Raw genomic sequence first — 9,832 nt, 5'->3', positions numbered from 1 at the left:
CTGCTGTGCAGTGTTTAATTCCACCTTTCTTTCCTGAACATGGTTCACGCCCCTGCCATTTAGCCTCAGCAGCAGAAATTACTCCCAATGCTAGTACAATTGTTAATATCACTTTTTTCATAAAATGAGTCCTTTTTGATTTAAATATAAACTTATAAAAGCATTTTAAGATGCTTTTTATTTAACCTTCTTTAATTTTTATATACTTAACAACTATCTCATTCACTAACAATTCGTATTCCTCTTCAAATTTATCAATAAATTCTTTAAAAGTTAAATTAAATGTAATTACTTCACCATCTTCCTCAATAGATTCGGAATCTAATTGTTCGGTCAAATATCTATTTAATTGATATTTTGCCATTATTTGTTGACTATTTAGTGTAATCCCACCATATGGTGTACATGTAATACTATAATTATTTTTTAAATCACTAGGTAAAGAATTATAATAAATAAAATATTGCTCTTCAATATAACTGCTTTGTCCATCCAATAATTGAGCCATTCTTTCAAAATTAGTTAAAAATGATTTGTTAATTTTATTACTTGTTATGGAATTTAATAAATTAAAATACCCATGTGCTAAATAAAATGAAGTATCACTATATTTCTTTGAACTTCTTACCAAACCATTTAATAGAACAACATGTTGATTAATACTTGACAAATACTTTAATGTATTCACCCTTTCAAACATATAGAAATAAACTTCATTGATGTTTTCTAATAATTTTTCAGCATATTCTTTTTCAAGCTCATATTTCTTCGGGGACTTCCAATCTATATATGCCCAGATAACAACCAATGGAGCCACTATATATGTACCCAACACAAATATGTTAATCACATCACCAGAATTCCACTCTCTTTTTAATGCATAATAAATATTCAAACCACAAGAAACAACAAAAGCATAAATAATCGAAAAAATAATAATGTACTTTGATTTTTTACTCAACTTAAAACCCAATAAATGAGTGTGTTTTTTAAAGTAAAATCAAATAAAAACTAACGGCAAAAAAAATAAAATATGAAAAATTATTAAGAAATTATAATTTATAAGCCCAAATAAAAATGCAATTAAATTAGAAAAAATATATGGAATAAATATTAAAAAACAAAAAATATATGTTAATACAAAAATTAATATCAAATATTTAAAAAAAGGACTTTGCATAAAATTTAGCTACTATTGAACCTTATTACTTTCTGTTATAAATAAGCTCGCCATCTGCTTAAAGTAGTTGTTATCCATATAATCATAAATCGCCAGACTCAAACCAAGCTCATTCACAACAGTCTTGATTCCTTGATCATGAGAAACAATGGCTGTGGCATTATTAGCAAGTGCTATTCCAATGATTTGAATATCAACTTTAACTTTTTGACGTGGCTCTTGAGCCTTTCTATTTTTTGGTAATTTATGATATTCACGATAAACTTTGGCTGCACTTAAAGCAGCTTTTGCATCAAAATCCAAATTTTTAAACTTGGAATTTGGTTTAAGTAAAGCTAAAGAACGTGCTTCATTATCATCGCCCGCAATAAACTCTGAAATTACCGGCATCGGTAGCGCCACAGAAAAGTTTTTTCCTTGATTGAGAAAAGCAACAAGGTTCTTATATTCTGCCTCTTCTTTATTTTTAGTTAATAATGTAATTAAGGCATTCGTATCTAAGATAATCAATCTTGTCGCTCCTTCAGCCACTCAGCTATAGGGTCATCGTGCTTTGACCAATTCGATGCACCTTTACCTCTAAAGTCATCAATCCATTCTTCTAAGCTAACTTCCTCAATGACATGGAACTTGTTGATGATGTATTTTTTTAGCGTCAATTGATAAGTATTAGATTTCGATAAGTAAGTCGCTTCCCCTTCAAATCTTAAATTTGTGTCGTTATCAAAGTATGGATGTAATTCTTTTAGCAACTTATGAGAACACTGTGCTGGAACTTCCACTCCATTGTTTAAAATGATGGTGATGTGATCTGATTTGTCACGACCTTTTTGTAGGCGAGTTAGACGACCATCCAAAGACTCTTCTTGTTTGAATTCTTCTTGGGTCTCTAGTTCTGGAAAGACATATAAAATTTCTTTAGGCTCATATACTTCATTATCATTGAAACTACCGTAAGAAATCTCAGCATGATGAAAACCATATTTACCTAATTCTTTTTGAATACGGGCAATTTGCTTATGCTTTGCTGCAGTATCCTTCATCACATTGGACATGGCCAATGATCTACAGTCACTTGGAACTGTAACGGCAATGGTCGTTGAGCCTTCTTTGATCGTGTTGAAGCTAGCTTGTTTAACGCCAACGATTTGACCTAATGCGGATAGTAAGTTTGCAACACTGGAAATTTCTAGATCATGTAAGTGGCCATCATGGATTTTTAAGACAAAATCAAGATCACCATCTTGTTCTTGATGAACAGATGAATCTCCCAGATCAAGTCTATTCTGAGTGAATTTTCCACTCTTTTTGTCTAATTTTGGCATTTCAATCGCCTTAAGCGCATCTTGCTTATATTATGTTCAAATCACGAAATAAATGAAAGCAAGCTTACATAATCAATTAATTTTCACTATTTATTGCTAATTTCAACATTTGTCAACCAACTTTTATTGCTAATTTTCACTTTTGTCAACCAAATGACTTTTCTATGGTACTTATGTCTTAAGAACAATTATGTCACGTCAGTATCTACTCTAAATGCATACTTATAAAAATCCAGTATAAAATTTTTACTTTCTCCATATTTCTCTACATACCGTAAGCAAAAATAACCCAAATATAAAGAAGCTAATGGAATCAATGTGATAATAAAAATAATTAATGGAATTCCTTTATTGTAAGCTTCAACAACCAATCCTATAAATTTATTCATCATTACAAATGGAATAAAACCAATTGAAGCAAATAAGATATAACCTAAAAAACCTAAAACTGGCCTAGACCAATGATGCTTTACAATTAAGCGAGTTATTCGACCAACTTCATCACGTTCTCTTTTTATTAACGTCCTGATTTTTGCATACTCTTTTACCCATAGATCTGCATTTTCGTATTGGCAAAAGAACTTAGCTTCCTCGTAAGTTAACGTATCAATATTGAACAGTGACTTTGCAAATCTATCTTTATAAAGAGTTGATTGATTTTCGATTTCTTTTTCCTCAAAATCTTTGGCTAGTTTTAAAAACTCATTTTTACTTTCATGTGAATACTTTAAATGGGCAAGTTTATTATTGATATATGCCAAAGCTAAAGGTACCAATAACGCAACTATAACCCCCATAATTTTTATAAATGTTTCCATATTATATTAACAACCTATTATTCAATAAAAATTTCTTTTTGCATTTTTTCATTATTCCTTAAAATCTGTAATGTCGTTACTCCTTTCTTTATATAATTAGAAGCTTCTATAAAAGATTGAACTTCTAATGTAGGATCATTATTGATTTTCTGAATAATATCATTTTCTTGAATGATACCATCAGCAGGAGAGCCTTTTGAGACACTTATAACTTTAACTCCCGAGCCATATGACGTATTAATTTCAGTAAACTTCATATTCACAGGATATATTCCAGTTACTGAATAATATTCCATAAAATAATAAGCTAGATATTCATTTACAGCCCCTGGTACTGCTACTGTTTTTAAATCAGCAGTATTATAATTTTCCTGATTAACACTTAGATTAGTTTTGCGCGGTGTTTGTGGCTTATTTGGACTAGAATTAAATGCACCAACTGACTCAAGACCTTGATTTTTTGTAGTAAATACAACTATAGGAGTTTTTAATTTCTTTGCCTGTTGTTTAAAACCATAAACTGTTTCTTTGTAATCAAAATCTGGAAAAAAGGGCTGAACTTTTGCCTTTACAGTGTCTTGTTCGATTACCAAGTATCCTTTCTCTAATAACTCTTTTGTACTTTTGTCCAAATCATCAGTTTTTATAACTTCAATTTTGTATGTTTTAAGCACTTGGCTCACAGGTATCAATGGTCGTTGTAAAGCATTTTTTGCTTTTACTTCAGGTGATTCATAAGTCACCCTTAATGTATTGTCTGCCCACACATAACTATTGATAGAAAGATATGGAAAAAGAATAAATAATAGAAACTTATACACTTTAAAGCCTTTTAAATAAGATTTGAATTTTTTGCAATTAGCGATAACGCTTATTTCCACCGGAGGTATAACAATAAATTCCTCCTCTCGGGCCTACACAATCATTAGACCCACTGCATGGACATGAATCAGAAGAACCGCTGGAATAACCAGAACCTGTGCTGCCTCGACTACCAGAAGATCGAGATTTTCCTTTTGAAGAATAACCACTATGACTTAAAGAACTATAAGATTTTCCACCACCTCGTCCACCACCCCGCGCATCAACATTTGTGATGAAAACAATCTGAAAAATGAGTACCCACATTAAAGTTAAAATTTTCATAATTTAGTTATACCTCTAATTATTAGAGGTATTAAAGCTAATAGAATGCTTTAAATCAATCAGTCAAAAAAATATATTTATATGGTTTTAAAAAACAATGTCCTTTTTTCGACATGATATGAGGCATTAAAAAAGGAAGGCATCTAGCCCTCCTCCTTTGGCAACCCCTCACACCACCACAGCAAATCTGAAATTTTTAACTGCCTTATTTCTGACAATGACCAAGATGTGTGAGAGGCTAAACCGAGTACATACGATCGTAAAACCGCAACACTCATGCAGTAAAAAGTTTAAACGCTTCCTGAATACGGCGATAATCTTTCAGTGTTGCACCTTTAATATTATCTGGCGCGACACTGCACAAATTGGCAAACATCGCAATTTCCTGATTGGCTTCACTCTGCCCTTTGGCTTGCATCTCAGCCACCAACATGTCCTGCACAGTTGGCTCACGCATGGTTAGCACTTGTACACTGGCACTATCAATCGTGATCGGTTTATTCAAACTGATCTTATAACCTTCAGCACATTCCACGATATATTCTGGTAATTCTGCTACTGTCATTTTTTTACATTCCCAATGCTGAACGGATGTCTTCTAAAACATCTACGCCATTAATGATACGTACCATGTTGATCACATCTACTTCATGGACAACCTGACCGCCAATGGTTTGTTTGTAATAGGTGAGGGATAAATCATATTTATCCTTAGGTGGCTCACCTGGTTTAGAGGTTCCTTGGGCAATTTTGATAATCTTGCCACGCATTTGATGTTCGACTGCGGTCACTGTACCGTCAAAGCTTTCCATTGCTTCACGGACAGTAAAGGCAGTTGATTTGCCTTCACGTACTCCAAACAGTGAAAGTACATCACGATCATGCGAGTTAAGTGTAAAATCAGCAGTCAGCTTTTTCATACCGACTGTAATATCAATTGGGGCATCCATACCGCCCGCACGATATTCTTCCGTTTCTAATTCAAGTTCAGGTGGGTTACATTCATCTGTTTTACCCGCATGACCTTTACCATCGACAAAAATATTAAAATTCTTGCGAATATCCTTTGCTACTCCGCTCATGCTTTATACCTCACGCAAAAATATCTTTGATATAGTCGTCCACAAGATGTGAGCGGAAGACAATGTGTTCGGCTGGATATACTGGGGTAAAGTCAAAATTAAAATAGACCTTGCCAGATTTAATCACATCAGCCGTATTTAAATCAGGATCTGCCCAACATTCACCACCAAGAATCGCCCCAATGTTTTTAAGATAACGAAGATAGTTATTCACACCTTCAATCACATCAGACACATAGTTTTTGGTAATGCCACGATCTACAGCCCATAAATGTGCGGCCTTCAATGATTCATCAATCATATCTGCGGTACGCACCACACATAAAAATTGCCATTTAGGATCGGCAGACAATGTTCGATTGCCCCATAAACGATACCCGTTTTGGCGGATGATGGTAGCTACATTTTTCTCATTGAGCAGATTTGCACGACAGTTTGCGTCACCCATTGCAAAATCAATCGCACGAGCTGTACCAATGATCCCGTTAATTTCCTGATTTGACGGCGACCACCACCAGCCACGCTCATTGTCAGATTTGGCAATGAGTCCCGCAACGTGCGCACTTGACCATGAGGTGATTGTTGAACCATCAGTACCAGTCTTTTTAGATTTTGGATCAACCAGAAACACACGTTTAGAACCAAAATCACCTGCATAAGCAATCGCAGCAGCATCATTGGTGTTTGGGCCATCGGCGATGATCACGGCTTTTAAGCGTTCAGCAATGCCTGTTAGTTCTGCGACCACTGGATTTGCTAAAGCAGGTGTTTGACCCTGCGCAGGTGTGCGGGTGTGAGTAAAGCCTGGTGCAATTAAAATCTTCGGTACGAAACCTAAAATATTTTCTGCTGCCAAAAAGCAATGGATACCTTCATAACCTCCATTGGTGGCATTCACCCCACCCAAGATATTGGCCAGTGTAAGCGCATCCGATGTGCCTTTTTCGACACGCACCACCACAACTACAGCACCAATCTGATCAAAAATTGAATCAATCGCATCGGGTAAAGTACCAGTTAAACCAAGTTTGGCTGCTTGTGTACGGGAACCTGCAATAAGCACTGGTGTATTAACTGGAAATAGTAATGGATCTGCATCTGGTGCAGTGCCAATAAGTCCAATAGTCGAACTGCGAACCGTGGTAATTGGTCGGGATCCACCATCGATCGTGACGTTTTGAATCCCGTGTAAAAATATGTCGCTCATGAATAGAATCCACAACCTTATAAGATTTAGGATTCATTTTTCCTGAACTGCATGCATATTTCATTATTCAGTTTTTCACATTAAAGCGTCATCGCATAACGCCACATTTCATCAACCTGTTCATCAGTCAAATTTAAAATACTGAGCATGTATTGAACTGAGTCATTTGAGCGTTCAAATTTATCTGACTCTTCATACTCAATCTGAATGCGTGTACGAAGTGTTTTGTCTTCAATAGCTTTGATTGATTGCTCAACCATATTGAGTAGATCATGCTCAAGTAAGACAAGTTTAAATTGACGACGAGTCAGTGCAGTAAATTTAGCGAGCCGTATCTGCTCTTTTTCTTCATCTGTTAGATAATTTTGAGGATTTAAATGACGATCTACTTCTTCAGTAGTCATTTCAATCAAATCGTCTTCAAATGCAAAGACTTCACCGCTACTTTGGTTTTTAAAATATTTCATTAACGTAACTCACTCCATTTCTTAAAATTACCATTTACGCGATATGAGGATCCACTTGGAACTATCACGCTAGTCGATTTTGATTGACTATAAGCACTCGAATTTGATGTATTTGCAATACTTACATTATCAACAATGAATTCCAACGCACCCGAGCTATTCCAATCATTTGACGTCACAATAATTTGAATCGGCTTACTCGTCGTGTTTGTATAAGTTGTATTCTCAGCACGATTTGACGTAACATCTTGCCAGCTTTGACCGACACCTAACCCTTGATTTAAAGTTGTATTGATATTGATATCACCAGAGCCGTCAAACCAAGCATTTCCAGATACAGCACCTGATATGCTGATGTTGCGAGAATTTTGAAGTTTTGATGCTGTGGCTGCATTTCCTGAAATATTCCCGCCTTGAATGCGTCCGACTTCTTGGCCTTGGTTATTTCTAAACTGAATGCCTGGTGTAGTATTTGAGTTTGATTGAATAACTAGACAACCAGAAACATCTCCATCACCCATGAACACATCATCACCAATAGGTAATAAGCGATTGTTTGGAAAGATGTTGATATCTCCAGATCCATCGAAATCAAAACCACAAATTTTTCTCGCTGTTTTTAATTTCGTTGCAGATGATGCATTGCCAACAAACTCAGAATCACTGCCATCTTTACCTACATACTTTGTCGCATACATCCATCCTTCAGCTTTTACATCACTTGATGCAACAACATTTTTCGCAGTGACTGCATTTCCAGCGTTAACATTACCTTCTGTTGTAATATAACCCGCTTCAACTGTTCCTTTGGTTTTTAAGTTACCCGTTCTCGTATCGATAAAAATTCGACATTTGTCTTGGTAATCGCGAAAACCAATACCCCACCATGATCTAATCACAAGATTGTGGTTGTCGTAAGAAGCTCCATCGCCATTGCCTGGCGCTATTTTATTGATATCACCTGGTGCTGTTGTTAATTGAAATGAATATGCGGATGTATTACCTGGGAATGATGTATTGCCCGACTCATCGAGCAATCTTGCCAAACGTACGAATTCCCCGTTCTCACCGCGTCGCTGAGCAGCCCAAATCTCAGTATTTTCATCATCAGTAGTGCCTATTTCAATGTAGCCACGATCTTGCCCTTGATTTCCCACTGCAATGTAGCCGCCATCCGTCACAGTTTCCGCTTTGATCAGAATCTTACGGGCCCCAGCATCACCGAAATTTAGCGTGCCGTTTGTATCAGCCGTTCCATCAAAATTATTTCCCCACAAATTGCGTGAGTTTTTTAGTTTTGTGGCAGATGCAACATTACTATCAATATATGCGATTTCTCGCCAATTGCTCCATTGGTTTGAAATATCACTTGCGCCACGGTGGAAAATGCCACCAGTCCAGCCCACAGCGATTTGTGATACGCCTGCCCCACCGATATTAAGAACATTTCCGTATTGTACTGGATAGCCATTATCATAAATTTGAGAAACTGAAAATAAGCCCGTGTTAAATGGTATATCTTTCTGTGCAGGTGCAGGGAATCGACCAGTATTCTCGATACTTTTGGGAACGATGTCTCGTGTTCCATCAAAGTCTACACTTGAAATCATCAATGCCAACTGTGAAAAATATATCGAGAAATGGCGAGATATCTATTGCTCGGAAATTACACTTAGTATGTTGGCAACATTCCTGAAAGAGCAAACGCCATTTCAGGCAGAAAAGCACCGTTCACTCTTGATTGATATCTGGAAGTACTTCGTGGCCAATGGTTGGGCGAATGAAAACATCGCCGAAAAAACCTTAAAGCCTATTCGCCCTAAGAAGACTCGTCAGCGTCATAGTAATGAGTCAATAGCGATCATCCGGGAGATCTGTCCAGACTGGTTGAAGTTAGCGATTGATTTAGCTTTGCATTCAATTCAACGGCGTGGTGATTTGGTTGCTTTGCAGCGAACCGCAGTCAATATCAAAGAAAACACGATGACCGTGCTACAGCATAAGTCTTTAAATTATGACAAGCCTATTTTTATTGAAGTTGATATGCATCCAGAGTTGGCCGAGACAGTGATTAAATGTATCGAAAACTCATTTCGCTTGCGCTGCCCTTACCTCATCGCTACTCGTCCAGAGCGAATAACCAAGCATAACCGAATTGCAAAGTTACATCCTTTTGCAGTAACCGAAGATCACTTAACCAAGCAGTTCCAAAAGTATCGGGATTTGTCAGAAGTGTATGATCATCTTGAACCAAGACAGCGACCATCATTCCATGATTTACGTGCCTTAGGTGTTTATAACATTACGCAGAAATATGGCAAGGCATATGCACAAGCATTGGCTGGCCATGCGACCGTAAAAATGACCGATCATTATATTTCTGGCCATGAAGAGCCGAAGCCAACTAGGGTGAGTTTTAGGTAGAAACGCGTCTTAATTCTGGTTATTTTTTAAACCTACCCACTTTAAAACAAGACTGAGTTCCCCGAAAATACCCCGAAATACCCACTAAAACAAAAAACCCACCTGATGAGGTGGGTTTTAAGTTGCTGATTTAACAGCATATCTTGGTAGGCATATCCAGACTCGAACTGGAGACCTCTACGA

At 36.5% G+C, this 9,832-nt stretch carries 12 protein-coding genes; 1 reads left to right on the top strand and 11 read right to left on the bottom strand.

The window, feature by feature from the left end; translation table 11 throughout:
• Positions 1-181 precede the first annotated feature (181 nt).
• From ADA42_RS05870 to ADA42_RS05825, 11 genes are all read right to left on the bottom strand, one after another.
• The gene (locus tag ADA42_RS05870; protein WP_152682177.1) at positions 182-961 is read right to left on the bottom strand and encodes a hypothetical protein; all 780 of its coding nucleotides are present in this window, start codon (positions 959-961) and stop codon (positions 182-184) included.
• Between the two features lie 231 nt (positions 962-1,192).
• A complete protein-coding gene (locus ADA42_RS05865) occupies positions 1,193-1,711 on the bottom strand; it encodes a type II toxin-antitoxin system VapC family toxin (protein ID WP_228137580.1) in 519 nt (172 codons plus the stop codon).
• Positions 1,687-2,505, bottom strand: a complete 819-nt coding sequence (locus ADA42_RS05860; RefSeq protein WP_048764063.1) for a hypothetical protein — start codon at positions 2,503-2,505, stop codon at positions 1,687-1,689. Before ADA42_RS05860 ends, ADA42_RS05865 begins: the two co-directional genes overlap by 25 nt.
• 188 nt (positions 2,506-2,693) lie before the next feature.
• Positions 2,694-3,323 (bottom strand): hypothetical protein, encoded by a 630-nt coding sequence (locus ADA42_RS05855; RefSeq protein ID WP_048764062.1) that lies wholly within the window; start codon positions 3,321-3,323, stop codon positions 2,694-2,696.
• A 17-nt stretch (positions 3,324-3,340) separates the two neighbouring features.
• A complete protein-coding gene (locus ADA42_RS05850; protein WP_152682176.1) occupies positions 3,341-4,144 on the bottom strand; it encodes a PDZ domain-containing protein in 804 nt (267 codons plus the stop codon).
• Between the two features lie 37 nt (positions 4,145-4,181).
• Positions 4,182-4,469: a hypothetical protein gene (locus ADA42_RS17955; protein ID WP_081407818.1), complete on the bottom strand. Its 288-nt coding sequence runs from the start codon at positions 4,467-4,469 to the stop codon at positions 4,182-4,184.
• 274 nt (positions 4,470-4,743) lie between these two features.
• Entirely contained in the window at positions 4,744-5,034 is a 291-nt protein-coding gene (locus tag ADA42_RS05845; protein WP_048764059.1) for a phage tail assembly protein, read from the bottom strand.
• Between the two features lie 4 nt (positions 5,035-5,038).
• A complete protein-coding gene (locus ADA42_RS05840; protein ID WP_048764057.1) occupies positions 5,039-5,551 on the bottom strand; it encodes a phage major tail tube protein in 513 nt (170 codons plus the stop codon).
• A 10-nt stretch (positions 5,552-5,561) separates the two neighbouring features.
• Positions 5,562-6,758, bottom strand: coding sequence for a phage tail sheath subtilisin-like domain-containing protein (locus ADA42_RS05835; RefSeq protein WP_048764055.1), 1,197 nt, complete (start codon positions 6,756-6,758; stop codon positions 5,562-5,564).
• An 80-nt stretch (positions 6,759-6,838) separates the two neighbouring features.
• A complete protein-coding gene (locus ADA42_RS05830) occupies positions 6,839-7,225 on the bottom strand; it encodes a hypothetical protein (RefSeq protein WP_048764054.1) in 387 nt (128 codons plus the stop codon).
• The gene (locus ADA42_RS05825; RefSeq protein ID WP_081407817.1) at positions 7,225-8,835 is read right to left on the bottom strand and encodes a tail fiber protein; all 1,611 of its coding nucleotides are present in this window, start codon (positions 8,833-8,835) and stop codon (positions 7,225-7,227) included. The genes ADA42_RS05830 and ADA42_RS05825 overlap by 1 nt, the downstream gene beginning before the upstream one ends.
• Here ADA42_RS05825 and ADA42_RS05820 point away from each other — a divergent pair.
• Positions 8,798-9,649 (top strand): tyrosine-type recombinase/integrase, encoded by an 852-nt coding sequence (locus tag ADA42_RS05820; protein WP_228137581.1) that lies wholly within the window; start codon positions 8,798-8,800, stop codon positions 9,647-9,649. The genes ADA42_RS05825 and ADA42_RS05820 overlap by 38 nt on opposite strands.
• The last annotated feature ends 183 nt before the right edge of the window (positions 9,650-9,832 follow it).

Origin of the sequence: Acinetobacter sp. 243_ASPC (assembly GCF_001054715.1) — a bacterium.
GTDB lineage: Bacteria > Pseudomonadota > Gammaproteobacteria > Pseudomonadales > Moraxellaceae > Acinetobacter > Acinetobacter soli.
Note: the sequence above shows the minus strand (reverse complement) of the source record. Positions and strands in the feature narration are given on the sequence as shown.

Excerpts from the sequence above, each read along its gene's own strand:
- ADA42_RS05860 (WP_048764063.1), bottom strand. The coding sequence starts at position 2,505 with ATGCCAAAATTAGACAAAAAGAGTGGAAAATTCACTCAGAATAGACTT.
- ADA42_RS05855 (WP_048764062.1), bottom strand. The coding sequence starts at position 3,323 with ATGGAAACATTTATAAAAATTATGGGGGTTATAGTTGCGTTATTGGTA.
- ADA42_RS17955 (WP_081407818.1), bottom strand. The coding sequence starts at position 4,469 with ATGAAAATTTTAACTTTAATGTGGGTACTCATTTTTCAGATTGTTTTC.
- ADA42_RS05845 (WP_048764059.1), bottom strand. The coding sequence starts at position 5,034 with ATGACAGTAGCAGAATTACCAGAATATATCGTGGAATGTGCTGAAGGT.
- ADA42_RS05840 (WP_048764057.1), bottom strand. The coding sequence starts at position 5,551 with ATGAGCGGAGTAGCAAAGGATATTCGCAAGAATTTTAATATTTTTGTC.
- ADA42_RS05835 (WP_048764055.1), bottom strand. The coding sequence starts at position 6,758 with ATGAGCGACATATTTTTACACGGGATTCAAAACGTCACGATCGATGGT.
- ADA42_RS05830 (WP_048764054.1), bottom strand. The coding sequence starts at position 7,225 with ATGAAATATTTTAAAAACCAAAGTAGCGGTGAAGTCTTTGCATTTGAA.
- ADA42_RS05820 (WP_228137581.1), top strand. The coding sequence starts at position 8,798 with ATGTCTCGTGTTCCATCAAAGTCTACACTTGAAATCATCAATGCCAAC.
- ADA42_RS05825 (WP_081407817.1), bottom strand. The coding sequence starts at position 8,835 with ATGATTTCAAGTGTAGACTTTGATGGAACACGAGACATCGTTCCCAAA.